The organism is Neorhizobium sp. BETTINA12A (genome assembly GCF_023006485.1).
Classification (GTDB): Bacteria; Pseudomonadota; Alphaproteobacteria; order Rhizobiales; family Rhizobiaceae; genus Neorhizobium.
Genome location: NZ_JALBGW010000067.1, coordinates 1 through 24,474 on the forward strand (window position 1 = coordinate 1; position 24,474 = coordinate 24,474).

The 24,474-nt window shown below is 61.9% G+C and carries 26 protein-coding genes, 2 tRNA genes and 1 pseudogene; 14 read left to right on the plus strand and 15 right to left on the minus strand.

Annotated features, from left to right (window positions below; genetic code table 11):
• Both MOV61_RS16865 and MOV61_RS16870 read left to right on the plus strand, forming a co-directional pair.
• Window positions 1-631 (plus strand): ABC transporter ATP-binding protein (locus MOV61_RS16865; protein ID WP_247137405.1); only part of this gene is annotated, 631 nt, incomplete at its 5' end.
• A 102-nt stretch (window positions 632-733) separates the two neighbouring features.
• Window positions 734-1,078, plus strand: coding sequence for a hypothetical protein (locus MOV61_RS16870; protein ID WP_038540230.1), 345 nt, complete (start codon window positions 734-736; stop codon window positions 1,076-1,078).
• Between the two features lie 15 nt (window positions 1,079-1,093).
• On the opposite strand, the gene MOV61_RS16875 is transcribed toward MOV61_RS16870, so the two are convergent.
• Entirely contained in the window at window positions 1,094-1,987 is an 894-nt protein-coding gene (locus MOV61_RS16875; protein ID WP_247137406.1) for a S9 family peptidase, read from the minus strand.
• A gap of 484 nt (window positions 1,988-2,471) precedes the next feature.
• On the opposite strand from MOV61_RS16875, the gene MOV61_RS16880 reads away from it, so the two are divergent.
• Genes MOV61_RS16880 through MOV61_RS16900 form a run of 5 tightly spaced genes read left to right on the plus strand, consistent with a single transcriptional unit; the run spans window position 2,472 to window position 4,515 of the window.
• Complete coding sequence (locus tag MOV61_RS16880) at window positions 2,472-2,909, plus strand: hypothetical protein (RefSeq protein ID WP_247137407.1); 438 nt, start codon at window positions 2,472-2,474, stop codon at window positions 2,907-2,909.
• Window positions 2,906-3,652: a bifunctional 2-polyprenyl-6-hydroxyphenol methylase/3-demethylubiquinol 3-O-methyltransferase UbiG gene (ubiG, locus tag MOV61_RS16885; protein ID WP_247137408.1), complete on the plus strand. Its 747-nt coding sequence runs from the start codon at window positions 2,906-2,908 to the stop codon at window positions 3,650-3,652. Before MOV61_RS16880 ends, ubiG begins: the two co-directional genes overlap by 4 nt.
• Window positions 3,653-3,702: 50 nt before the next feature.
• A complete protein-coding gene (locus tag MOV61_RS16890; protein ID WP_038584077.1) occupies window positions 3,703-3,948 on the plus strand; it encodes a hypothetical protein in 246 nt (81 codons plus the stop codon).
• Window positions 3,949-3,957: 9 nt separating this feature from the next.
• Window positions 3,958-4,257 carry a type II toxin-antitoxin system RelE/ParE family toxin gene (locus MOV61_RS16895; RefSeq protein WP_247137409.1) on the plus strand — a complete coding sequence of 100 codons (300 nt, stop codon included), beginning with the start codon at window positions 3,958-3,960 and terminating at the stop codon, window positions 4,255-4,257.
• Between the two features lie 45 nt (window positions 4,258-4,302).
• Window positions 4,303-4,515: a hypothetical protein gene (locus tag MOV61_RS16900; RefSeq protein WP_247137410.1), complete on the plus strand. Its 213-nt coding sequence runs from the start codon at window positions 4,303-4,305 to the stop codon at window positions 4,513-4,515.
• Between the two features lie 21 nt (window positions 4,516-4,536).
• On the opposite strand, the gene MOV61_RS16905 is transcribed toward MOV61_RS16900, so the two are convergent.
• From MOV61_RS16905 to MOV61_RS16920, 4 genes are read right to left on the minus strand one after another with little or no spacing between them, the layout of a single operon-like run.
• Window positions 4,537-4,965: a DUF1178 family protein gene (locus MOV61_RS16905; protein WP_038540215.1), complete on the minus strand. Its 429-nt coding sequence runs from the start codon at window positions 4,963-4,965 to the stop codon at window positions 4,537-4,539.
• Window positions 4,962-5,816 (minus strand): carbon-nitrogen hydrolase family protein, encoded by an 855-nt coding sequence (locus tag MOV61_RS16910; RefSeq protein WP_247137411.1) that lies wholly within the window; start codon window positions 5,814-5,816, stop codon window positions 4,962-4,964. Before MOV61_RS16910 ends, MOV61_RS16905 begins: the two co-directional genes overlap by 4 nt.
• A gap of 12 nt (window positions 5,817-5,828) precedes the next feature.
• On the minus strand, window positions 5,829-6,086 hold the full coding sequence (grxC, locus tag MOV61_RS16915; protein ID WP_038548767.1) for a glutaredoxin 3: 258 nt from the start codon (window positions 6,084-6,086) through the stop codon (window positions 5,829-5,831).
• Window positions 6,087-6,144: 58 nt separating this feature from the next.
• Window positions 6,145-6,921: a ComF family protein gene (locus tag MOV61_RS16920; protein WP_405029388.1), complete on the minus strand. Its 777-nt coding sequence runs from the start codon at window positions 6,919-6,921 to the stop codon at window positions 6,145-6,147.
• A 58-nt stretch (window positions 6,922-6,979) separates the two neighbouring features.
• On the opposite strand from MOV61_RS16920, the gene MOV61_RS16925 reads away from it, so the two are divergent.
• Window positions 6,980-7,852, plus strand: a complete 873-nt coding sequence (locus MOV61_RS16925; RefSeq protein ID WP_247137412.1) for a class I SAM-dependent methyltransferase — start codon at window positions 6,980-6,982, stop codon at window positions 7,850-7,852.
• Between the two features lie 5 nt (window positions 7,853-7,857).
• Here the strand turns inward: MOV61_RS16925 and MOV61_RS16930 are convergent, their stop codons facing one another.
• The 6 genes from MOV61_RS16930 to MOV61_RS16955 form a co-directional block, all read right to left on the minus strand.
• Window positions 7,858-8,031 (minus strand): Flp family type IVb pilin, encoded by a 174-nt coding sequence (locus tag MOV61_RS16930; RefSeq protein ID WP_247038466.1) that lies wholly within the window; start codon window positions 8,029-8,031, stop codon window positions 7,858-7,860.
• A 47-nt stretch (window positions 8,032-8,078) separates the two neighbouring features.
• Window positions 8,079-8,399, minus strand: a complete 321-nt coding sequence (locus tag MOV61_RS16935) for a hypothetical protein (RefSeq protein ID WP_038584069.1) — start codon at window positions 8,397-8,399, stop codon at window positions 8,079-8,081.
• Between the two features lie 107 nt (window positions 8,400-8,506).
• Entirely contained in the window at window positions 8,507-8,923 is a 417-nt protein-coding gene (gene mutT / locus MOV61_RS16940) for an 8-oxo-dGTP diphosphatase MutT (protein WP_247137413.1), read from the minus strand.
• On the minus strand, window positions 8,920-9,702 hold the full coding sequence (locus MOV61_RS16945) for an N-acetyltransferase (protein WP_247137414.1): 783 nt from the start codon (window positions 9,700-9,702) through the stop codon (window positions 8,920-8,922). The genes mutT and MOV61_RS16945 overlap by 4 nt, the downstream gene beginning before the upstream one ends.
• A 6-nt stretch (window positions 9,703-9,708) precedes the next feature.
• A complete protein-coding gene (gene argJ / locus MOV61_RS16950; RefSeq protein WP_247137415.1) occupies window positions 9,709-10,950 on the minus strand; it encodes a bifunctional glutamate N-acetyltransferase/amino-acid acetyltransferase ArgJ in 1,242 nt (413 codons plus the stop codon).
• A gap of 62 nt (window positions 10,951-11,012) precedes the next feature.
• The gene (locus MOV61_RS16955) at window positions 11,013-11,882 is read right to left on the minus strand and encodes a peptidylprolyl isomerase (protein WP_051899649.1); all 870 of its coding nucleotides are present in this window, start codon (window positions 11,880-11,882) and stop codon (window positions 11,013-11,015) included.
• Between the two features lie 255 nt (window positions 11,883-12,137).
• Between MOV61_RS16955 and secA the strand changes: the two genes are divergently transcribed.
• From secA to MOV61_RS16970, 3 genes are all read left to right on the plus strand, one after another.
• The gene (gene secA / locus MOV61_RS16960) at window positions 12,138-14,849 is read left to right on the plus strand and encodes a preprotein translocase subunit SecA (RefSeq protein ID WP_247137416.1); all 2,712 of its coding nucleotides are present in this window, start codon (window positions 12,138-12,140) and stop codon (window positions 14,847-14,849) included.
• Between the two features lie 170 nt (window positions 14,850-15,019).
• Window positions 15,020-16,441, plus strand: coding sequence for a lipopolysaccharide biosynthesis protein (locus MOV61_RS16965; RefSeq protein ID WP_309493814.1), 1,422 nt, complete (start codon window positions 15,020-15,022; stop codon window positions 16,439-16,441).
• A 53-nt stretch (window positions 16,442-16,494) separates the two neighbouring features.
• A complete protein-coding gene (locus MOV61_RS16970) occupies window positions 16,495-17,721 on the plus strand; it encodes a GNAT family N-acetyltransferase (protein ID WP_247137422.1) in 1,227 nt (408 codons plus the stop codon).
• Between the two features lie 14 nt (window positions 17,722-17,735).
• Here MOV61_RS16970 and MOV61_RS16975 read toward each other — a convergent pair whose 3' ends face one another.
• The gene (locus MOV61_RS16975; RefSeq protein WP_247137418.1) at window positions 17,736-19,370 is read right to left on the minus strand and encodes an AMP-binding protein; all 1,635 of its coding nucleotides are present in this window, start codon (window positions 19,368-19,370) and stop codon (window positions 17,736-17,738) included.
• A gap of 284 nt (window positions 19,371-19,654) precedes the next feature.
• Here MOV61_RS16975 and MOV61_RS16980 point away from each other — a divergent pair.
• A tRNA-Leu gene (locus MOV61_RS16980) sits at window positions 19,655-19,739 on the plus strand.
• A gap of 109 nt (window positions 19,740-19,848) precedes the next feature.
• On the opposite strand, the gene MOV61_RS16985 is transcribed toward MOV61_RS16980, so the two are convergent.
• A complete protein-coding gene (locus MOV61_RS16985) occupies window positions 19,849-20,559 on the minus strand; it encodes a hypothetical protein (protein WP_247137419.1) in 711 nt (236 codons plus the stop codon).
• A gap of 499 nt (window positions 20,560-21,058) precedes the next feature.
• Window positions 21,059-21,135 (minus strand) — tRNA-Arg (locus tag MOV61_RS16990).
• Window positions 21,136-21,424: 289 nt separating this feature from the next.
• Here MOV61_RS16990 and MOV61_RS16995 point away from each other — a divergent pair.
• Window positions 21,425-21,940: a disulfide bond formation protein B gene (locus MOV61_RS16995; protein WP_247137420.1), complete on the plus strand. Its 516-nt coding sequence runs from the start codon at window positions 21,425-21,427 to the stop codon at window positions 21,938-21,940.
• A gap of 148 nt (window positions 21,941-22,088) precedes the next feature.
• Here MOV61_RS16995 and MOV61_RS17000 read toward each other — a convergent pair whose 3' ends face one another.
• Window positions 22,089-24,026: a translation factor GTPase family protein gene (locus MOV61_RS17000; RefSeq protein WP_247137421.1), complete on the minus strand. Its 1,938-nt coding sequence runs from the start codon at window positions 24,024-24,026 to the stop codon at window positions 22,089-22,091.
• Between the two features lie 267 nt (window positions 24,027-24,293).
• Here MOV61_RS17000 and MOV61_RS17005 point away from each other — a divergent pair.
• A pseudogene (locus MOV61_RS17005) lies at window positions 24,294-24,474 on the plus strand (sodium:proton antiporter); the annotation flags it as partial.

Genomic DNA, 24,474 nt, shown 5'->3' on the forward strand with positions numbered 1-24,474 from the left:
CCCGACCGCGTTCCTGCTCGACGAGCCCCTGTCGAACCTCGACGCCGAGTTGCGCGTCTCGACGCGCGCCGAACTCGCGGCCCTGCATGCCCGCCTCGGTTCAACGATGATCTACGTCACCCACGACCAGGTGGAGGCGATGACGCTTGCCCACCGCATCGTGGTCATGCGCGCCGGCAAGATCGAACAGGTCGGCACGCCGCTCGACCTCTACAACACGCCCGCCAACCGCTTCGTCGCCGGTTTCATCGGCGCGCCGCACATGAATTTCCTGGCCGGCGAAGTCACCGAGCTGCAGACCGGCACCGCAACGCTTACGACATCCGGCGGCCACCGCCTTCTCGTGCCGTTCTTGGGCCATTCGCTTTCCGTCGGCGACAAGCTGACGATCGGCATCCGCCCGCAGCACATCACGCTTGCCGGCGACCCCGGCAGTCTCACGGTCAAAGTGCGCCTCGTCGAGGCGCTCGGCTCCGAGACGGTCATCCATGCGGATCTGAACGGCGAAAAGCTGCTCGCGGTCGTGTCCGGCCAGAAGCCGATTTCGCCGGGCGACGAAGCCTATTTCTCCGTCGCCGGCGCCCCGCTGCACCTGTTCGACAGGAATGGGTTGAGGGTGAAGGGGACGTGAACCGCGCCTTGCGGCGGTTCATTAGGATAAGCTGATAACCCGATGATAAGAAGTTGAACGCTAATATGCCCCTGGGGCAAAGCGTCATCATTGGGAAAGATCATGGGCGAGTATCAGAACAGAGCTGTCGCACTGGTAACGGCAAGCGCGGGTGAAAATTTCAGCTTCGACCGGGAGCAACGCAGCCAGGCCTGTCTCGTGGCCGCGATAGAACTTTTTTACGTTCTTGGCGGTTCTGCCGAAGGGCTTGCAACTGCCGCGGCCACTGCTGCCGCCAGGCCTGCCCCCGCCATCGATACCGCAATTGGCGAGCTGATGAAGGAGATTGCCGCGATCGGCGCCATGAAGGATCTCGACATCATGCAGGCAGCGTACAATACGCTCGACCGGCAGATGCGAGCGATCAAGGTAGATCGAGCAAGACGCAGCCTCTACGACCGCTTTTGACCTGCGCGTCTCCCTCTAGAGATAGCCGCTGAAAAAGGCCAACGTTGCCCGCCGCATCTCCGCCGTCTCGCGGTGGCCGACGTCCGCTTGCGGCAGAAACACCAGGGCACCGAGCGCCTGCGCTCTCAAATAGGCGGCCTCAGTCTCAGCAAAGGCGCGTTCCACCGCGTCAGGTGGCGTCAGCGGATCGTCCCAGCCAATACAGATCAACTGCGGCCGCGGTGCCACCAACCCGGCGATCTCGCCGATCGAAGTTTCCTTGAGCAACCCCGGCACGGTCAGGTAATGGCCGTGCAGATTATGGGCGCCGGTTTCGACCAGCGTCGCGAAATCCGCGTAACAGCACAGATGCGCGTTTGCCTTCACCCTCGGATCCAGCGCCGCGAGGAAATAGGCGAGCGTCGCACCCATCGAAAGCCCCGTGACGCCGATCCTCTGCGGATCGACCTCCGGCCGGCCGGCAAGCCAGGCCAGCGCCGCGGCCTGTTCGGACAACATCTGCCCGAACAGCGTTTTGCCATGCCAGAACGCCGCCTTGGTCGCCGCATCCTCAGTTACGCCGGCACGCTCGCCAAATGTCGGCATGTCGATGCACAGCACCACATATCCGTCGCGCGCCAGCGCTGGTCCCGGGGCGTCGAGTAGAGCCGGCCGGCCGTCGACCAGTTCCGATGCGCCGATATCCCAGCGAGCGCCGTGTGCATGGGCATAGAGGATCGCCGGGCCGCGGGTGAGGAAGCCTTCGCTCGGCCGGGTCAGGAAGCCACGCACCTCGGTGCCGTCGTTCAACCGAAACCGCAACCTTTCGAGAATATAGCCGTCGCGGTTTTCCGCGGAACTGTCCGCCAGCGTCAGGGAGACCTCTTCGAAGGCAAGCAGTTCCTTCAATCGCTCAACCGTGATCGCCATCTTGCCCTCCTCCCGGTGCGCCACCCCTCCCCTCCAGAGAGGATAACCGCGATCTGTGCCTGCCAGATCTTCAAAGACATAGACGAAATCTCATCCCCTCGCATCCCCGCGTTATGGTCTCATGCCTACAATCTGCCCGTCCCGTTTCGGCTACACCGGCCCGCATAACCGGCGAGATGGGACCGGTGCCTTGATGATCCGCCGTCATGCAGGCGGATTGCCAGGGGCTGCGCAGAAAATGGTCCTCCTCTCGCCCTGAGGCGGGGCGTGCGTGTGTCGCACACAACCCGGTATGGCATTCCGCAAGGACGCAAGACCATACCGCCGCAGAGGGACCGGAGTTGCGCGGAAAAACACACCGAACGGGACACGTCGCGTGTCATTATTAAAATTTCAATTCGAGGCACACGACGTGTCCCGGCCGAACTGAAAACCGCAAAAGCACCAAGGGATGAGTACGCCTTGAGATTGGGCAAGGAAGAACATGGATAAGCCAGATCTTAGCGATTACGAAAAGCTTCGCGCCGAACAGCACGAGGAATTATGCCGCGCCACGGCGTCGATCTGCTTTCTGGACAGCGGCTTCTGCCATTTGCGCGCCTGCCGCCGCCGGCGTGTCTGCAGTGGCCCGATGCTGCCATCGGTGCATCAGATCTGGAAGGTCCGTGCCCAGCAGGAAATCGGCCTGAGCGGCAAGGCATGCGCCGATCTACCGCTTTGCATCGCCAATCGCGAACCGCAACATTATGAACTCTTCAAACAGACCTTGCAGAAGCTTCAGCAGATAGCGATCGATGAACCGAATCTCGACGTGCTCCGCGCCTGCATCTTGGTTGCGGCAAGGCGGCGCGACAAGAAACATCCCTTGACTTCTCGTCCGCTGCGTCCGACTTCAACAGCGGAACAAGGAGTAGAGCCATGACCGAAGCCGCCCGCACGACGATCGACCAGAGCGAAGTCGACCGGTTTTCCGCGATGGCCGCCGAGTGGTGGGACCCGACCGGCAAGTTCAAGCCGCTTCACAAGTTCAACCCCGTACGCCTCGCCTATCTCCGCGACCGCATCTGCGAAAATTTCGGCCGTGATCCCCGTAGTCACCTGCCGCTTTCCGGCCTGCGCATCCTCGATATCGGCTGCGGCGGCGGCCTGCTCTCCGAGCCGATCGCCCGCATGGGTGCGACCGTGGTCGGCGCCGATCCGTCGGAAAAGAATATCGGCATCGCCTCCACCCATGCCGCCGAGACCGGCACCTCGGTCGACTACCGCGCCGTCACCGCCGAGCAGCTCGCCGAAGCCGGCGAGACTTTCGACGTCGTGCTGAACATGGAAGTGGTCGAGCATGTCGCGGACGTCAATTTCTTCATGACGACTTGCGCCAACATGGTCCGTCCCGGCGGCCTGATGTTCGTCGCTACCATCAACCGCACCTTCAAGGCCGGCGCGCTTGCGATCTTCGCTGCCGAAAACATCCTGCGCTGGCTGCCCCGCGGCACCCATCAATACGAAAAGCTGGTCCGCCCGGAAGAGCTCGAAAGGCCGATCTCCTCAGCCGGCATGGATATCATCCACCGCACCGGCGTCTTCTTCAATCCGCTGCAGGACCGCTGGAACCTGTCGCCGGACATGGACGTCAACTACATGATGCTGGCCAAGCGGCCTGCGTGATGGAAATTCGTGGCGCCTGTGGTACCATGTCGGAGTAGAAGGAGCTGCATATGCCGCAAGTAACCGTAAAGCTCGACGCAGCGCTGGATGATCATATCCAAAGCGCCATCGACCGCGGTGAGACCAAGTCGCGCGATCGATATATCGAGGACGCGCTCCGCGATCGCTATCTCCGCGACCTCCAAAGACAGAAGCTACATGAGTCTCTTGATCGGGCGATAGCTGACGCCGATGCGGGTCGCGTCACCCCGCTCGAGGAGGCCTTTGACCGCATCTTGAGCGACCTCGAAAAGTAGGGAAAGCCCGTGAAAGTCGTCATCACGGACGAAGCGCTTTCGGACATTTCCTCAATCACAAAATTTATCAGAAAAGATAATCCTCCGCGCGCGATCTCATTCGCACTGGAATTAAGGGAAGCCTGCCGCCAGCTTGGAAATTCACCAAGCGCCTTTGCGGCTCTGTCGGACTATCCGGAAAGCGGTATCCGGCGACGCCCTTATGGCAACTATGTAATTCTCTACAGGATTACGGATACGACTGTCGAAATCCTCCATATCTTCCACGGCGCCCAGGACTACGAAAGCATCCTCTTTCCCGACGATTGATCATCCCCGCCGCCTCCCGCTCGGCTACACTCTCACTGACAGCACATGCGCAAGCAGGTCGGTCTAATTCTCCGTATTGCGCGCGGAAAGTTCGCGCACTCGGGCTCGGTCGATGACGATCCTTTCGCCGTTCGGTCCGTAGGGTTCTTTGAAATGAAAGACTTTCGGGTTCGCTGGCCTGAAGACTGGAGGCTCGCGAAATCGAACTCCTTCGACCTCAGCGCCTTTATGAAGAGCGCCGAACAGGCCGAAATTTAGATGACCAGCCGTCCCGTTCATTCAGTTCGCGTCTTCGGGAATGACCGGCAATGGTGCGATCTCGATGCCCTCGTCGAGGAGGTCGCGCACCTCGCCAAGGCTCGCCTGGCCGATGATGCCGCGGGCATCGGCCTCGCCGTAGTGGATCTTGCGGGCTTCCTCGGGAAATTTTTCACCGACGTCCTCGGCATTGGCCTTGATCGCCGCCACCGCTTCCTTGAGCTTGGCGATCGCCTCGCGGCGTGCCAGGTCCATCACCATCGCCTGCTTCTCTTCTTGCCTGCGGGCGGTCGAAACGGAGGGCGCCATCAGTGTCTTGGAGATTGCGGCGGAATTGCAGACCGGACAAGTCAGGAAGCCGCTCGCGACCTGCCGGTCGAAATCGGCGCTTTCCGAAAACCAGCCTTCGAACGCGTGGGCATTGTCGCAGGAGAGGGAATACTTGATCAAGCGGCCACCTCTCCCGCCGCGTCGGGAACCGCATCGAGCGAGAACTCGCGGGCGTTCTTGAGGTTGGGGATCTTTCCCCGGGCTGCGGCAACGGCGGCAATATCGATGTCGGCGAGCACGACGCCTTCGCCGGTGCCGCCGGCAGACGCCAGCACCTTGCCCCAGGGGTCGACGATCATCGAGTGGCCAAATGTCTCGCGGCCGTCTTCATGCACGCCACCTTGAGCGGCGGCGATCACGAAGGCACCGTTCTCGATCGCCCGGGCGCGCAGCAGGATTTCCCAATGGGCTTCGCCGGTCTGGCGGGTGAAGGCGGCCGGCACGGTCAGGATCTCGGCGCCGGCCAAGGCTTCGGTGCGGAAAAGCTGCGGGAAACGCACGTCGTAGCAGATCGCGAAACCGAGCTTGGCGAACGGCAGACCGGCGACCCGCGCTTCGCTTCCCGGCTCATAGGCCGAGCTTTCGCGCCAGCTCTCGCCATTGTCCAGATCGACATCGAACATATGGATCTTGTCATAGGTGCAGATCTGCCGGCCGTTCGGCGCAAACAGGAAGGCGCGGTTGGCGATCTTGCCGCCGTCGACGGCGATCGCCGTCGAGCCGATATGCAGGTGGATGCCGAGTTCGCTCGCCAAGCTGCGGGCGGTCGAAACGATGATGTCGCCCGCCTCGTCGCGCAGCACCGCGCGCATGGCCTTGCGGTCCCGCTGCAGGAAACCGGTCATCTCCGGGGTCTGGATATAGGTCGCCCCGTGCGCCGCGGCTTCACGCACCAGCCGCGCCATGTCGGCGGCGTTCTTTTCCGGATCGACGCCGGAGCACATCTGGATGGCGGCAGCTTTGAAAGCCATGGAAGAAACCTCTCAGTTCGCCAGAATCGGGTCCAGCTTGCCGGCCCGGTCGAGTGCATGCAGATCGTCGCAGCCGCCGACATGTGTGCCGTCGATGAAGATCTGCGGAAAGGTCGAGCGGCCGTTCGCCTTGCCGATCATTTCCTGGCGCAGTTCCTGCGAATAGGTGGCGTCATGCTCGGTATATGCGACGCCCTTTGTATCCAGCAAAGCTTTTGCGCGCGCGCAGTAACCGCAATATTCGCGGGTATAGATAGTGACCTCTGCCATGATCGTCTCCGGGCGCGACCAGGCGGGGAAAGGCCGCGCGCAATAGTGTTTTCTTCTGTCATATAGGCCCGCCGACAGCCATTGCAAAGGTCAAAACAGTGACCTCCGCAGCGCCGGCTTTCCGCAAGGCACGCGTGGCCGAAGAAACCGTCGCACCGGTGGTGTAGACGTCGTCGACCAGCACCAGCCGCTTGCCGAAGACGCGGTCCTCATGGCGCGGCGCGACCGCAAAGGCCGCCCGTACATTGTCCTCGCGGGCCCGCGCCGTAAGCCCCACCTGCCGGTTGGTACGCTTGACGCGAATGAGGGTAGACGGCAGGAACGGCCGACCGGATTTCTGCGACAGATGCCGGGCGAGCTCCGCCGCCTGGTTGAACTTGCGCGAGGCGAAACGCGACCGATGCAGCGGCACCGGCAGGATGGCGTCACAGTTTTCCACGTAACCATCGGAGGCGCGCAGCATCCAGCCGGCCATCATCCCCGCAAGGTCGGTGCGGTCGCGGTATTTCAGCGAATGGACGAGGTCGCGGGCGGCGCCCTCGAAGATTGCCGTCGAGCGCAAACGGTCGAAGACGGGCGGTTCCGCAATCGCCTGCGCCGACAGAATGCCTGGCCCCGGATCATAGGAAAACGGCAGGCCGAGCTTCTCGCAATAGGGCCGTTCGATGAAACGGATTTCCCGCCAGCAGGAGGGGCAGAAGCCCTGATGCGCGCCGGTCCGCACCCCGCAGCCGGGACAGATCGGCGGATAAACGAAATCGCCGATCCATCTCGTCCACCCCGCGGCGAACGATGTTAAAAGTCGCAGGGCATTGACGTTCGGCTCGGCGGACATGACTTGACAATAGCGGATGGAACGCGCCTTTGCGACGGCAGAATACGAGTGGACGACCATGGAAATTCTCTTCGACGAACAGCTGGTGAGTGCCCGCCGCAGACGGGCGATAACCACTCAGGACAACAACGCCGCCTTTCTTCTGGATATCGCCGGCCGCGAGCTTGCAGACCGGTTGGCGGTGGTCGAGCGCCGCTTCGAGACGGCGGTCGAACTCCATGGCGGAACCGGCATCGCCGCCCGCGAAGCGCTTGCCACCGGCAAGATCGGCACCATCCGCCGGGTCGAAACCGACGAGACCTTTGCAAAGCCCGGAGATGCCTTCACGGCCGCTCCATTGGAGGACGTGCCGCTCGAACCGGATTCCGTCAACCTGGTCCTGTCGCCGCTGTCGCTGCATCTGGTCAATGATACGCCCGGCACGCTGATCCGCATTCGCCGGGCACTGAAGCCGGACGGGCTTTTCCTGGCGGCGATCCCAGGCTCGGGCACGCTGCAGGAAATGCGGGACGTCCTTCTGTCCGCCGAGGCCGAACTGACCGGCGGGGCAAGCCCGCGCGTCATTCCATTTGCCGATGTGCGCGATGTCGGTGCGCTGCTGCAGCGGGCGGGCTTCTCGCTGCCGGTCGTCGATGCCGAAACCTACACGGTACGCTACGACTCGCTGTTCCCGCTGATGCGGGATCTGCGGGCCATGGGCATGACCAATCCGCTCGCGGGACGCAGTCGCGTGCCGGTGACGAGGCGTTTCTTCGTGAGAGCTGCAGAACTTTATGCCGAGCGCTATTCCGATCCGGACGGCCGCATCCGCGCGACATTCTCGATCATCTACGCATCCGGCTGGACGCCGCATGAAAGCCAGCAAAAACCGTTGAAGCCGGGCTCCGCCAAGATGCGGCTGGCCGACGCCTTGCGCAAGGAAACGGAATAGAAGCTTTAGCGGGTGGCGTTTTCGTAGGTCGTGGCGATACCGCCGAACATGTTGTTCATGAGGTCGTAATAACTGCCGAGCGCGATAAACAGCGTCACCGCCAGAATGGAAACGATGAGGCCGTATTCCACGGCCGTCGCGCCGCTGTTATTATTCAGAAGGAACCTGAAAAGGCGCATGAACTGACCTTTGGATCAAATGGGAGTCCGGCCTCAAAGTCCCGGCGTCAGCAGTCGCTGCCGATGCCATAGCCTTGTACGATGCAGACCGAACCGGGCGTTTCCTGCAATACGCTGCGCCGGATCGTATAATGTCTTGCTCCCTTTTCGCCGGGCTTGATGGAGCCCGTGCTGATCAGGTCGAAATCTTCCTGGACATGCGCCAGACGGCGCTCGTCATTGCGGCTGGCGAGCATCGGCGTCACGATCAGCGAAAGAGCGATCGCGGCCGTCCCGAACAGGAGTGCGATATTCAGCGCGCCGGTTTTGCCGGAGCCATGCGTCGTCCGCTGACGGACCCGCACAGTTTTCCAGAATTCCTCGTCCATGCCTTCTAAAGCCTCATCAACGCGTTACCGGATAAGCCTTGAAGGTGCCACAATCGGCTAAACGATCCCTTAACGCCGTATGAATTCGGCGGCTCTAATTTTATCGATCAGAGGAGATCCTGCAGGATCGGGATCAACGGCTCGTCAGCCGGCGGCATCGGGTAGTCCCGCAGCGCGTTCGGCCGGACCCATTTGATCGCCTGCCCTTCCCGCCCCGTCGGAATGCCTTCGAAGCGACGGCAGATGTAGAGCGGCATCAGCAGGTGGAAGGTCTCGTAGGTGTGGCTGGCGAAGGTGAGCGGCGCAAGGCAGGGGATTTTGGTCTGGATGCCGAGCTCTTCCTCGAGCTCGCGCACCAGCGTCTCCTCCGGTGTTTCACCCGGCTCGACCTTGCCGCCCGGAAACTCCCAGAGGCCGGCCAGCGACTTGCCTTCAGGCCGCTGCGCCAGAAGGATGCGGCCGTCCGTATCGATCAGCGCGCAGGCGGCGACGAGCAGGATCTTGCGGGGGGCGGTGTCGCTCATGCCCGGCTTTCCTGCCGCCAATAGCGGTATTCGTAGGCCTTGCGGAAGCCGAACTTGCGATAGAGCGCCAGCGCCGGTTCGTTGGTCGAGACCACCTGCAGCCAGGCTGAACGTGCACCGCTGATACGGGCCCAGCGCAGCGCCGAGGAGAGGATCTCGGTGCCGAGACCCTCTCGCCGATGTGCCTTGGCTACGGCAAACGAGATGATGCCGGCCAGATCGTTGTCCTGGACGCAGAGCGCCACGGCCGCGGCGCCTTCCTGCGGGTTTTCCTTGATGAAGAAGCCGGATGTCGGCTTGATCGAACTCAGGATCTCGGCAAGCGCCGGCTTCAGCGCCGGATCTTCGTTATCGATCGCCAGGCTCGCGTCGCAGAACCGGCCGATATCGTGGCTCGGCAGGTGATCGAGCGTGTCCGGCAGTTCCAGTTCGGTGAGGCTGACGGTCAGGACATCGACGGTTTCGAACACCCGCCAGCGGGCGGCATTGAGGTGGTCGATGAGCTTCGGAGGAGCAAGCGGCGTCTCCCTGACGACCAGCTGCCGGCCATAGTCCTCGAACCGCTTGCGCGCCTTCTCGAGCCGCATCGCCATGTCGCGGTGATCGGACGGGTCGAGCGGCACGATGCAGTTCAAGCGCTTGGAAGGATGACCGCCGGTCAGCCGCACCTGCCAGCTGCCGTCATAAATGACGGAAGCCGCCGGCCAGGCTCGAAAGCCAACGGCTTCGAGCCGCCGGACCAATGGCAGATCGTTCTGAGGAGATGATGCTTCGTTCAATTCCTGTCAGCTCCGGTAGTCGCCGTTGATGGCAACATATTCCTTGGTGAGGTCGCAGGTCCAGACGGTCGCACGGCCGCTGCCGAGACCGATATCGACCTTTACCGGAATGTCCTGTTCCTTCATGACGGCGGTAGTCGCGGCTTCGGAATAGGCCGGATCGCGCTCACCGTCGACGGCGACGCGCACGTCGCCGAACCAGATCGCCAGCCGGTCGCGGTCGGCCATTTCGCCCGACTTGCCGACGGCCATGACGATACGGCCCCAATTGGCGTCTTCGCCGGCGATCGCGGTCTTGACCAGCGGCGAGTTGGCGATCGACAGCGCGATCACCTTGGCCGCGGCATCGCTTTCGGCGCCGGTGACGGTGATCTCGACCATCTTGCGCGCACCTTCGCCGTCGCGGACGACCTGCAGGGCCAGATCCTTGAGCAGGTCATTGAGCGCGGCACGGAAGCTTGCGAGACGCGGATCGTCGGCAGTCTCGATGCGGGCCTGCCCATCTTCGGCGGCGGCACCGGTGGCAAACAGCATCAGCGTATCGGAGGTCGAGGTGTCGCTGTCGACAGTGACCGAGTTGAAGCTCGGGCCGACGCCGGCGGACAGCAGGCTCTGCAGCGCCGGCGACGCGATGTCTGCATCGGTCGCCACGAAGGACAGCATGGTCGCCATGTCGGGGGCGATCATGCCGGCGCCCTTGGAGATGCCGTTGATCGTCACCTTGACGCCGCCGATCTCGGCGGTGCGGGTCGCGACCTTCGGATAGGTGTCGGTGGTCATGATTGCTCGTGCCGCTTCCAGCCAGAAGTCGCCGGTGGCGCCGCTGTTCATGTCGCCGAGCACGCCTGCGAATTTCGTTGCGTCGAGCGGTTCGCCGATCACCCCGGTCGAAGCGAGATAGACCTCGTTCTTGCCGCAGCCGACCGCCTCGGAGGCCGACTTGGCGGTGAGTTCAGTCGCAGCCTTGCCCTTGACGCCGGTAAAGGCGTTGGCATTGCCGGAATTGACGACCACGGCGCGCGCCACTCCGTGCGACAGATTGGCGCGGCAGAAATCCACCGGCGCCGAGGGGCACTTGGAGCGGGTGAAGACGCCGGCGACGGTCGCGGGCTTGTCGAACACCATCAGCAGCACGTCGGTGCGGTTCTTGTACTTGATCCCGGCGGCGGCAGTCGCCATCCGCACGCCGCGGATCGCCGGCATGTCGGGATAGGATTTCGGAGCGAGCGGCGAAACGGAATCGGACATCGGATAATTACCTGGCTCAAATAGGAAAAGGGCCCGGAAGATCCGGGCCCGTCGTCAAATGATTACTGCTGGACCGGGACGTCGCCGTCCTGCATCTTGCTGACGTCTTCATATCCCTTCTTGAGGGCCGCATCCTTGATGTCGATCTTCTGCTCGCTCTTGGCCTTGGTGATCAGAGCCACATACTTGTCGCGCATCACCAGCTGCTTGACCTGGTCCTCGACCTGGTCGAAAGCCGGCGCCGGAGCGTCGCGCGTGTCTTCCAGCTTGATGACGTGATAGCCGAACTGCGACTTGACCGGCGTCTTGGAATATTCGCCCTTCTTCAGCGCGAAAGCGACTTCCTCGAATTCCGGAACCATGCGGCCGCGGCCGAACCAGCCGAGATCGCCGCCTTCATCCTTGTTGGAATCCTGGGATTTTTCCTTGGCGATCGCGGCGAAATCCTTGCCCTTGTCGAGATCGGCGATGATCGCCTTGGCCTCGTCCTCGGTCTTCACGAGGATGTGGCGGGCATGCACCTCTTCCTGCTTCGGCAGGGAAGCGATTTCCTTGTCGTAACGGGCCTTGACCTCTGCCGGGGTGGTGGCGTCGATCACATGCTTGCGGAAATAGGCGTTATGCAGCTCGCGGTCGGCGATATAATCCATCCGCTTCTTGAAGTCCGGAGTGTCCTTGATGCCTTCGGCAAGGGCGCCCTTGGCGAGCAGCTTGACGTCGATGGCGCCGGAAAGGGCTGCGACCTTCTTCTGTTCGTCCGGAAGCTGGGCGAGCTGCGGGTCCAGGTTCTGGACCGCAATCTCCAGTTCCGACTGGTGAATTTCGAGGTCGCCGACCTTGGCAACGACCGGATCCTCCGCCGCAAAGGCGGGAGCCTGGCAGAGGATCGCGGCGGCCAGCGCGGCCGTCATGAGAAACTTGTGGCGCAACATCGATAAAGACCTTTCGATTAAGGATACCGGTTTCAGAACGTCTGATTCCGGCCAGAAAACCTTCACAAACACCGGATTGTGGCCATTCTGTATCGGCCGCCACCGTTGACATCATTCGACCCCCCTCTTATCTGTCACGCAACTTCGCGTCCAGCAGAGTTTCCGGGCGTGACAGGTCATTTTATCGGTATCAGAAACCGATGGTTCGACCGGTCCCGCGCCCCCATGGGACAGATTTCAGAAAGGACCATTCGTATGGTCAGCCTTGGCGGCATCGCCCGCAAATTGTTCGGTTCGGCAAACGATCGTCGCGTGCGCGGCTACCAGCCGACTGTCGACGCCATCAATGCTATCGAGGAGAAGACCAAGGCTCTCTCCGACGAACAGCTTGCGGCCCAGACGGTCGAGTTCAGGAAACTGCTCTCCGAGGGCAAGACGCTCGACGACATCCTGGTTCCGGCCTTTGCGGTCGTGCGCGAGGCTTCCCGCCGGGTGCTCGGCATGCGCCCGTTCGACGTGCAGCTGACCGGTGGCATGATCCTTCACGACGGCGCGATTGCCGAGATGAAGACCGGCGAAGGCAAGACGCTGGTGGCGACGCTGGCGGTCTACCTGAACGCGCTTGCCGGCAAGGGCGTCCATGTGGTCACCGTCAACGACTACCTCGCCCAGCGCGACGCCCATACGATGGGCAAGCTCTACGGCTTCCTGGGCTTGACCACGGGCGTCATCGTCCATGGCCTCAGCGACGAAGAGCGCCACGCCAATTATGCCTGCGACATCACCTACGCCACCAATAACGAACTGGGCTTCGATTATCTGCGCGATAACATGAAGTACGAGCGTAGCCAGATGGTCCAGCGCGGCCACAATTACGCGATCGTCGACGAAGTGGACTCGATCCTGGTCGACGAGGCGCGCACGCCGCTGATCATCTCCGGCCCGCTCGACGACCGTTCGGAACTCTACAACACGATCGACGCCTTCATCCCCGCACTGACGCCTGATGACTACGAGATCGACGAAAAGCAACGCTCCGCCAACTTCTCCGAGGTCGGCACCGAAAAGCTCGAGAACCTGCTGCGTCAGGCGGGCCTGCTGAAGGGCGAATCCCTCTACGACGTCGAGAACGTCGCGATCGTCCACCACATCAACAACGCGCTGAAGGCCCACAAGCTCTTCACCCGCGACAAGGACTATATCGTCCGCAACGACGAGATCGTCATCATCGACGAATTCACGGGCCGCATGATGCCCGGCCGCCGTTATTCGGAAGGCCAGCACCAGGCGCTCGAAGCCAAGGAAAAGGTGCAGATCCAGCCGGAGAACCAGACGCTCTCTTCGATCACCTTCCAGAACTATTTCCGCATGTACGGAAAGCTCGCCGGCATGACCGGTACGGCCCAGACGGAAGCGGAAGAGTTCGGCAACATCTACAAGCTCGAAGTGGTCGAAGTGCCGACCAACCTGCCGATCCAGCGTATCGACGAGGACGACGAGGTCTACCGGACCTTCGACGAAAAGTTCAAGGCGATCATCGAAGAGATCAAACAAGCCCATGAACGCGGCCAGCCGGTCCTGGTCGGCACCACGTCGATCGAAAAGTCCGAACTGCTGGCGACCATGCTGCGCCAGTCGGGCTTCAACAATTTCCAGGTCCTGAACGCCCGTTACCACGAGCAGGAAGCCTATATCGTGTCGCAGGCCGGTGTGCCGGGCGCCGTCACGATCGCCACCAACATGGCCGGCCGCGGTACCGACATCCAGCTCGGCGGCAATATCGACATGCGCCTCGAACGCGAACTCGAAGGCATGGAGCCGGGTCCGGAGCGCGATGCACTGGAAGCGGCAAGCCGCGAAGAGGTCAAACAGCTCAAGGAGAAGGCGCTTGCCGCCGGCGGCCTCTACGTGATCGCCACCGAGCGCCACGAAAGCCGCCGCATCGACAACCAGCTGCGCGGCCGCTCCGGCCGTCAGGGCGACCCTGGCCGTTCGAAATTCTACCTGTCCCTCCAGGACGACCTGATGCGCATCTTCGGCTCCGACCGCATGGACAGCATGCTGCAGAAGCTCGGCCTCAAGGAAGGCGAGGCGATCGTCCATCCGTGGATCAACAAGGCGCTCGAACGCGCCCAGAAGAAGGTCGAAGCCCGCAACTTCGACATCCGCAAGAACCTCCTGAAATACGACGACGTCACCAACGACCAGCGCAAGGTGATCTTCGAACAGCGCATCGAGATGATGGATTCGGAAGACGTATCCGAGACCGTCGAGGACATGCGCACCGAGGTCATCGAAGTTCTGGTCGCCAAGCACATTCCCGAACGCGCCTATGCCGAACAGTGGAATGCCGCGGGCCTTCGCGAAGACGTCGGCCGGATGCTGAACCTCGACCTGCCGATCGAAGACTGGGTCAAGGAAGACGGCATCGGCGAGACCGACATCCGTGAACGCATCACCGAGGCTGCCGACAAGGCCGCGGCCGAGCGCAAGGAGCGCTTCGGCGCCGATATCATGACCTATGTGGAGCGCTCCGTGCTGCTCCAGACGCTCGACCACCTGTGGCGCGAGCATATCGTCAATCTCGACCACCTGCGCTCGGTCATCGGCTTCCGCGGCTACGCCCAGCGTGATCCGCTGCAGGAATACAAGGCGGAAGCCTTCGAGCTGTTCCAGGCGCTGCTTGCCAACCTGCGCGAGGCGGTCACCGCCCAGCTGATGCGCGTCGAGCTGGTGCAGAACCCCGAGCCGCCACAGCCGCCGGCGATCTATGACGAACAACATGTCGATCCGACGACCGGCCTCAACCAGGTCACCGGCTTCGACAGCGAGAACTTCATCGCCGCACCGGCAGACCGCCGTCCGGAAGATCCCTCCACCTGGGGCAAGATCGGCCGCAACGAGGCCTGCCCCTGCGGATCCGGCAAGAAATACAAGCATTGCCACGGTGCCTTCGAACAGGCCTGAAGCTTCTGCTAAAATCTTATCCCTTTAACGCCGCCCCTGCCGGGCGGCGTTGTCGTTTCCGCCGCGGGACCCGCGCGACCGTCAATCCTTTAACGCCTGGGCGAACCCTTTCTTAACCCTGCTGTGGCAACACTTTTGCCCATTGTTCCCGTCGTCGTTACGAGTATTGCGTGCCCATCATGGCGGTTATCGAAACAGCGGAAAGATTGCTTCCGCCTGGTCTGAGGACCCGGCTGGCACCGCTGACGCGCAAGCTCCAATCGATCCTGACCGATGACGACGAGACGGCCCGCGCCCAGCGCCGCGCGCTCATCGCTTTCGTGATCCGCGTCGCAAGCGCCGCCATCGCCTTTGTGTCGCAAATCGTGCTCGCCCGGCTGATGGGCGAGTTCGAATACGGGATCTTCGCCTTCGTCTGGGTTCTGGTCGTGCTCGCCGGCAATCTCTCCTGCCTCGGGTTCCACACATCCGTCATCCGTTTCCTGCACCAGCACAGGGCACGCGACGAGGTGGCGACGGTGCGCGGGCTCAATCTCGCCGTCCGCCTCGTGGCGCTCATCTCGGCAAGCACGGTAGCCGGCCTCGGTTTCCTGTTCCTGCATGTCTACGGCCACACGGTCGAACCCTATTACCTCGTGCCGGTGTCGCTCGCCTTCTTCACCATCCCGATGATCGCGCTCGGCGACGTGCTCGACGGCACCGCACGTTCAAACGGCTGGACGGTGACGGCGCTCTCGCCCACCTACCTGATCCGCCCGACCCTGATCCTCGTGTTCATGCTGGCCGCGCTCTGGTTGGGCGCTGACCACACGGCCGTCACCGCCATGCAGGCAGCCCTTGCGGCAACCTATGTCACCACGCTCTCGCAGCTTCTGCGCCTGACGCTGCGCCTGCGCCGGCTCTATGGCACCGGTCCGATACGGTTCGAGATGGGCGCCTGGTTCCGATATTCGCTGCCGCTCTTCCTGGTCGACGGCATCGGCTTCCTGCTGACCAATGCGGACGTCGTCGTTGTCGGCCTTTACCTGCCGCCGGACCAGGTCGGCATCTATTATGCCGCGGCAAAAACGATCGTGCTGGTGCAATTCGTCTACTTCTCGATCAAGGCTGCCGCCGGCCCCCGCTTTTCCGCGATCATGGCGGAGGAGGACATGACGGCGCTGGCTGCCTTTGCCGGCCAGACCGCGCGCTGGAGTTTCTGGCCGTCGCTGGCCGTCGGGCTCGTGGCGCTCGCATCCGGCGAACTGCTTCTGTCGCTGTTCGGCAGCGCGTTCACGGCCGGTTACTGGCTGATGGCAATCCTGTTTTGCGGCATCCTCGCCAAATCGATGGTCGGGCCCGGCGAGGTCCTGCTCAGCATGGCCGGCCGCCAGAAACTCTGCGTCCTGCTCTATAGCGTGACGCTCTTGGCGAGCATCGGCCTCAATATCGCGCTGATCCCCCGCTTCGGCCTGACGGGTGCGGCCATGGCCACGGCGTCGGCGATGATGATCGAGGCGATCCTGTTGCATATCGCCGTCCGGCGCACGCTCGGCATCGTGCTCTTCGCCTTTGCCGATCCGACGCCCTCTGCTCCTTCAAAGGCTTCCTGATCATGGCGCAACCTCCATTCAGCAGCGAATTCGAGGGCAATGGCGGCGGCCGGATGAGCATGGTCCAGGCGTTCCGCGCCGAGCGGCCGGATGCCGATACCCATCTCCAGGTCGGCCGGCCCGGCCGCGAACTCTGCCTCTATCCCGCCGCCTTCGGTTACGACCTGCAGGAAGAACTCGAATTCCTCTCCAACCGCGCGCTCGAGCCGAACATCTTCTTTTCGGCCCGGCTGCTCGCCCCCGCCATGCCGCGGGTCGAGGACAAGCAGGTGCGCCTGGCGCTGATCCGCGACGAGATCGGTGCACGCAGCCGCATGCGGCTGCTGATGCCGTTTACTGTCGAGAAGCCCGGCTTTTCCGTCGGCGCCTCGATCATCCGCGCCTGGGCCAACCCCTTCGGGCCGATCGGCACGCCGCTCGTCGACGCGGAAGATTCAGCCGAGACGATCGACAATCTTTTCGACGCGCTCAGCATGCGCGAAGCCCGCCTCCCCTCCGTGCTGGTCATGCCGGACGTCAGGCTCGGCGGCCCGTTCGCGCAGCTCGCCAAGGCGGTCGCGATCGGCCGCAACCTGCCGGTTGCCGTTACCGATCCTCATCTCCGACCGATGCTCGAAAGCCTGCTCGACGGCGAGGCCTATCTCAAGCACTCGATCTCGTCGCACCACTACCGCGAAATGCGCCGTCTCTGGCGCAATCTCGGCAACAAGGGCTCGCTCAGCTATTCGGTCGCCCGCCAGCCGGAAGAGATCCGGTTGCGGATGGAGGAATTCCTGGCGCTCGAAGCCAAGGGCTGGAAGGGCCGCAAACGCTCGGCCCTGATCAACGACCGCTACCGCGCCGCCTTCGCCCGCGAAGCGATCACCAACCTGGCGGAAATCGACGCCGTCCGCATCCACACCATCGATTTCGACGGCCGCGCCATCGCCTCGCTCATCGTCTTCATCATGGCCGGCGAGGCCTATACGTGGAAAACCGCCTACGACGAGAGTTTTTCCCAGTTCTCGCCCGGCAAGCTCTTGATGGTGAAGCTGACCGAATGGCATCTCGACGACGCCAACATCATGCGCACCGACAGTTGCGCGGTTCCGGACCATCCGATCATGAGCCGTTTCTGGGAAGAGCGCGAGGAAATGGGCACACTGGTGATCGGCCTGCGCCAGAACGGCGACCGCGACGTGCGCCAGGTGGCAGCCCAGCTCCACCTCTACCGCAACACCCGCAACATGGCCCGCATGCTGCGCGAGAAGATCATGTCGCTCGCCGGCCGTTCGGAATAATCAACCCGTAGCGATCACTCGGCCGCCGCCTTGTCGCGCAGCAGCCGGCGGATCACCTTGCCGCTGGTCGTCAGCGGGATATCGTCGACGAAGGCGACCTCGCGCGGATATTCATGCATCGACAGCCGCGTCTTCACCCAGTCACGGATCTCCAGAGCCAGTTCGTCGGTCGGGCGATAGCCGGGGGCCAGCGCGATATAGGCCTTGACGATCTCGGTGCGGATCGGGTCCGGCTTGCCGACCACGGCCGCCAGCCGCACCGCCGGATGACCAGTCAGGCAATCCTCGATCTCGCTCGGCCCGATGCGATAACCGGACGAGGTGATGACGTCGTCATCCCGCCCAACGAATTCCACATAGCCGTCGCGGTCCTTCCGGCCGAGATCACCGGTGATCAGCCAGTCGCCGACGAATTTCGCTTCCGTCGCCGCGTCGTCGTTCCAGTAGCCGAGGAACATCACCGGATCGGGTCTGCGGATGGCGATCTGCCCCATCTTGCCGGCCGGCAGCTCGATGCCCCTGCCGTCGACCACCGCCACGTGATGGCCGGGCACCGCCCGCCCGATCGCTCCGCCGCGCGACACACCGAGATTGGCGGCCGAGGACAGCACGAAATTGCATTCGGTCTGGCCGTAGAACTCGTTGACCGTCAGCCCCAGCGCCGCCTTCGCCCAGTCATAGGTCTCGCGGCCGAGCGCCTCGCCGGCCGAGGCGATCGTCCGCAGCTTGAGATCGTATTTTTCGAGCGGGTTTTCGACGGATTTCAGGAGCCGCAACGCCGTCGGCGGAATGAAGGCGTTGCGCACATCCATCTCGCTCATGATGCGAAAAGCCATGTCCGCGTCGAATTTCTGGGCCGGCGAGGAGACGACCGGAATGCCGAGCATCAGCGCCGGCATCAGCACGTTGAGCAGGCCGCCTGCCCAGGCCCAGTCCGACGGCGTCCAGATCCGGTCCCCCTGTTGGGGTGCGAATTCGTGCGCCAGCTGGAAACCCGGAATATGGCCGGCCAGCACCCGATGGCCGTGCAGCGCCGCCTTCGGCGGGCCGGTCGTGCCGGAGGTGAAGATCATCAGCGCCGGATCGTCCGGTCCGCTGTCGACGACCTCGAACACGGGAGAATGGGCGGCGATCAATGCGTCGAGCGCCAGCAGGCCGTCGCCGGGCGGCAGCTCCCCGGTGACGATCACGTGCCGCAGCTCCGGCAGCTTTTCGCTTAAGGCTGCCAGCCGCGACAGGCCGAAGGGATTGGTGACGATCGCCGCAGCACCCGATGCCTTCAGCCGGTATTCGAGCGCCTCGGCCCCGAACAGAAGCGCCAGCGGCAGGGCGATGCCGCCCATCTTGTTGATCGCCACATGCGCGATCACCGTCTCGAAACTTTGCGGCAGAAGAAGTGCAACGCGGTCGCCGGGCTTGAGGCCGAGCGCGACAAAGGCGTTCGCAAGCGAGGCGGATCGCCCCGACAGTTCGCCATAGGTCAGAGCCCGATGAGCACCATCCGGGCTGAAATGCTGGAGACAGATGCGATCTTGAAATTTCTCCGCCCAGGCATCGCTGACCGCCTCCCCCATGTTGAATCGCTGCGGGATCTCCCAGGCGAAATCGCGAAAAAGGTCTTCATAGGACGTTCGGGCAGGCAGTTTCATGGGCAGCGCTTCTATTTTTGCTGCACCAGCTAACATCCGGGATGCTTAAAATACAAGGGGGACACAGGAAGGGACCTGATATGGCTGCCTCCGGAAGCCCAGGCGGCACGCATGTTCCGGGAGGCGCTAAAGACGGCGATCTGCCGCCGAGGATCGGGAAAAACGACATCGATCTGCCTTGATCCGGGACAATTTCGCAGCTGCCAGGCATGCGGGATTGCAACCTCACTTCACCCTTGCATGCCGGTGCAGCCCCGTGATAGAGCGCATACCGCTACCCAAGTGCCCCGTTGGCGGAATTGGTAGACGCGCCTGACTCAAAATCAGGTTCCGAAAGGAGTGCTGGTTCGATTCCGGCACGGGGCACCACATCTCCTGGAAGCTTTGATATGTTGCGGTTTTCTGGCGCAGTGATTGCGTGCGCACTTGACTAGTTCCGCACCTCTCAACTGTGGCAAAATCAGTAGCAACAATCTCATTAAAATGGAATATCGTCGTCCATATTGCGATCTTCGCGAGGTTTGGGAAGCTGTTTGCGTGGACCGTCGATCCGCTTCCGCTCAGTTGGAGCGGGTAAACTTGCGGTAGGTTCACGCTCTTTCGCGTCATCAACAACACCGAAAATAAGCTTTACCCATTTCCACCAAGGTTCCGCACCTTCACGTTCAACGTCGCCACTGAGACGTGCCACGGCCCTTATTCCGTCCGTGATGACTTCAAAGCGAGTTCGATCCCTGTCGATTTCCAGTAGGAGCGCGTTGAGCTTCTTAAAGATAGCTTCTCGCTTTTCAGTCGCCGCATCGGATCTCTCGACAACACCTTTTATCTGCTCGACATAATGGCGGATTTTTTCGCGCTCTGCCGTCGTCAAATGGACGCTAAATTGCTTTCTACCTTGCGCACCCTGAATCTTGACGCGGTGCATTACGTTACGCAAAGCCAATTCAAACTGACTGAAATAATATTCGCTGTTCTCTTCCCTGTCCTCATCTCGAAAGTGAGCAATTTCAGGAAAATCGAAAATATCCGCGATGTTGCGGACATCGCTCATAAATTTATTTCGGTGGTAATAGGAGTTTTCCTTATCGTACCTCAAGGATTCCTCTAATTCCGCTCTGAAATGCTCCTCAAAGTAAAGAAACGCGCGGCCTGGGTCATCTGGCATATTATCGTAGATGCTATCATCCATTACAGGCCGGACCCCTTTTGGCTATGACGGTTGGACAATATCTCGGGTGTCATTGTTCCAATATCAATCCTTGCTTAGCCTACTTGGCCCTGGCATTGCAGATTTCCACAAAAACTACGTTTCCGACCTACCGGTTCAAAAAACAGACCTGAAAACCGTCTGTTTCGGCTTCGGCGCGGCGGCGATCGAAAGCTCGGCCTCGCGGCGATTAAGGTCCATGCTGATTAGAGATCGAGCAGCGAGCGCGCAGATCGTCGCGTCGAGGGTTTCGGCCCGCTTGCAGGGGAACCCGATCGATGCTCGGACCATCGATCGGATCGCAATTTCGCAGAATGATTGTCACGAGGGACGATAGACTCGCTTTGCGTAGTCAAGCAAGTCGGCCACAGATGCAGAATTCGTAGCAAAAACGGCTGCAAAATTAAGTTTTGCGGGTCGTACTGATAGCCAACTTCTGATAATTGCGCTGCAATATCAGATTCTTGCAGAAAAAGTGATATGGCGCACCCGACAGGATTCGAACCTGTGACCTTTGGAATCGGAATCCAACACTCTATCCAGCTGAGCTACGGGTGCTAACCTGAAAGACGATGACTCGTCTCCGTCCGATGGTGGTTCTTAACTCAGGATGTTGCCGGCATCAATCGCCAATTTGCGGCGGATGCAAATCATCTGGTGGCGGCGTTCTATTTGTGGCACCCGCGGCTTCCTGCGGGCTTTATCCCATGGTCCCGGCACTGGCCGTTGCCTTGTCCCCGGAAAGCCCGGTCTTCAATTCAAGATAATTTGTCTTACCGCGCCGCCGCATCTGCTCTAAGTGAGGCCATGGCACCCCTGCCGGTCGAAACCATTTTAGGAGAGGCGCATGGCGCTGACAGCTTCCACACCCCGGTCCCGCGTCGGCATAGGCTACGCCATCGTCCTGACGCTCGGCATGGCGGCGACGGTCGGCGGGGCGCTGGCTTTCCAGTATATCGGCGGCTATATCCCTTGCGCGCTCTGCCTTCTGCAGCGCAATCCCTATTATTACGGCATTCCGGTCGGCATTCTGGCGATCGTCGTCTCGATGATCGGCCTGCCCGCCTGGGTCACCCGCGCGCTGCTGGTCGTCATCGGCGTGATGATGCTGGTCGGCGCCGGCATGGGTGTTTATCACTCGGGCGTCGAATGGGCCTTCTGGGAAGGTCCGGCAAGCTGCGGCGGCGGGGCCGGCGTCACCACCAATGCCGGCAGCCTGCTGTCGGACCTGAACACGGTTCACGGCCCCTCGTGCACGCAGGCAGCCCTTCGGGTGCTCGGCCTGTCGTTTGCCGGCTGGAACGTGATTGCCAGCGTCATCCTGGCGGCCATCGCATTCGTCGGCGCCAAAAAGACGGCCTGAACAACCTCATGTGGGACGATCCGGGGCTCGGCTGGACCGGGCCCCTTTCCGTTTCCGGGCCATACGCCGATCGCTTCGATGTCGATGGCGCGGATGAGCGGGCGTCAGGCGGTTGCCAATCGCCCGCCAGCGCCTGTTCCGCGAAGTTTCAGCGCACGCGGAGCAGATAGTCCGTGGCATTGAAGGGATCGATACCCGAACGTCGGCGTGAACGCGGCGGATCCGCCATCCGGGCATAATGATCGAAGGAATATTCGATCGTTCCCATGCCACCCGTCAGCGCCGGCAATTGTTGCACGACGCCTTGGATCATGGTGGATGCTATCAGCCCTTCCAGTCGGGCAACGCCGTTGGCAATCACGGCCCCCTTGGTTATCGCACCGGATTTTGCAAGCAGAGTGTGGAGACTGTTCAAGGCCGCGGCCGGCACTTCGAGGTAAAAGCGATCGATCGGCTCGCAGACGACCGTTTGCGCAGCCGACACCGCGGCGGCAAGCACCAGCGGCGTCAACTGCCGGAAATCGGCGGCCGTGCTCATCGGTGAACGATGCCGGGCAGCTGTCATCGCCACGTGGCAATCGATGATCTGCCAGCCGAAAAGGCCCTGCTTCAGCGTTTCGGAGACGGCGTCCTCGACCGCCCGATAAAAGCTGGCAGGCATTTGGCCGACATCCACTTCCAACGCAAAGCTGTTGCCCGCCCCTTCCGGTCGCGGCTCGACGCGCAACCCGACTGTCGCAATAAAGGGATTGGGCTCCTTTAAGAGGATTTCGAGGCCAGCACCGGTTCCGATAAGCCGTTCCACGCAGATGACCGTGCTCTCCTCGAACATCGCCTCGAGGCCGAAATCCGTCAGCAGGGTCGCCTGGATGACCTCCTTCTGCACCTCACCATACAACGACACGAAAACTTCGTCGGCGTCGTCGTTACGGCGCAGGTTGATCAGCGGATCCTGTTCGGCCAGCTGGTTGAGCGCCAGCCAGAGTGCGGCCTTGTCGGAGGGCCGTCTGGCCCGCACACGGGTTTCAAGGGTGGGCGAAGCAAAATGGGACCGACTGCCCGGAAACAGATCGCTTCCCACCGTATCGCCTATCCTGGCAGCGCTAAGGCCGCTGACGCGCGCGATCTGTCCGGCGCGGACACTGGTGACGGGACGGATCCCGCCGGCCTCGAACACCTGGATTCCGGTCACCCTTGCCGGGCCTTCGGGCAGATCCAGGTATTGCCGGACTTGGACCGTGCCCGAGGTCAGATACATGTAGGACAGCTTCTCACCGCCCCACCCGCGCTCGATCTTGAAGATCTTTCCGGCGATCGGACCATCCGGGTCGAGTTCGCGGCTGGGCAGTAGCGTCGTGATGGCCGATGAGAGCGCCGACAAGCCGACGCCGGTCATCGCGGCTCCTGCGAATGCGGGGTGCATCAAGCCCCTGGAGACCTGATCGGCCAAGGAGCGACCGAGCCTTTCCTCGGTCAGGCGATCAGGGGCCGCGACATAGTCGCTGAGCACGGCGTCGTCGTTTTCCGCCAGCGTTTCGCTCAGCACCGTGAAAAACGGCTCGGTGAGCGGGTCGAGCGTCTCCACCTGTACAAGTTTGCTGCCGGGGCCGATGACAGCCGACATGGCGATCGACCGAACCGGCAGCTGGCGGCCGATGTCCTCCAGCACAAGGTCGTATTGCGCTCCCAGGCGATCAACCTTGTTGATGAAGAACATGAACGGCACGGCGAGGCGCTGCAGCGCCCGTACCAATACGCGGGTCTGGGCCTGCACACCCTCGACCGCCGAAACGACGACGACCGCAGCGTCCAGCAGTCCAAGGACCCGCTCCACCTCGGCGATAAAATCGGGATGGCCGGGCGTATCGACGAGGTTGACGACCGTGTCGCCAATCGCAAAGGACACGACCGCGGCTCGAATGGTGATACCACGCTGGCGCTCGATTTCCAGACTGTCCGTCTGCGTATCGCCGGTATCGACGCTGCCCAGCTTGTCGATCACACCGGCATTAAAAAGGAGTCTTTCCGTAAGGCTAGTCTTGCCTGCGTCCACATGGGCGAGGATGCCCAGATTCAAAGTGCGCATGAACCCTCAATTTCTCAGAATTTCGAACGTGAATTTCGTGAGAAGGGACTTGGCGCATTGGGACCTCTATGTGCTGATGACCATGCTTGATGCATCCCCCCGGTTTTCCACGGAGGCGCATGTCGATGCTTTAGGGAAATCTCCAAGGATATGTCAAGCGCCGCCATTCGGTCGGCCCGAACACAAGGCCGGCGTCGCGCGGATTTCTGGAACAAATTGCGCAAACCTGCCGCTGACAAAGGCTTCAGCGGTCTCTAAGATCGCCGCATGAACTTCTTCGAGAGCCTGCTCGTCCTGCTGCTTGTCGCAATCGTGCTTCTGCAGATTTCGCGTCGGCTTTCCGTGCCCTACCCGTCCATGCTGGCGCTGGCGGGCGCCGCGGTCGCGCTGGTGCCGGGCACGCCGTATATCTCGCTCGACCCGGAAACGGCGCTCGCGCTGTTCATCG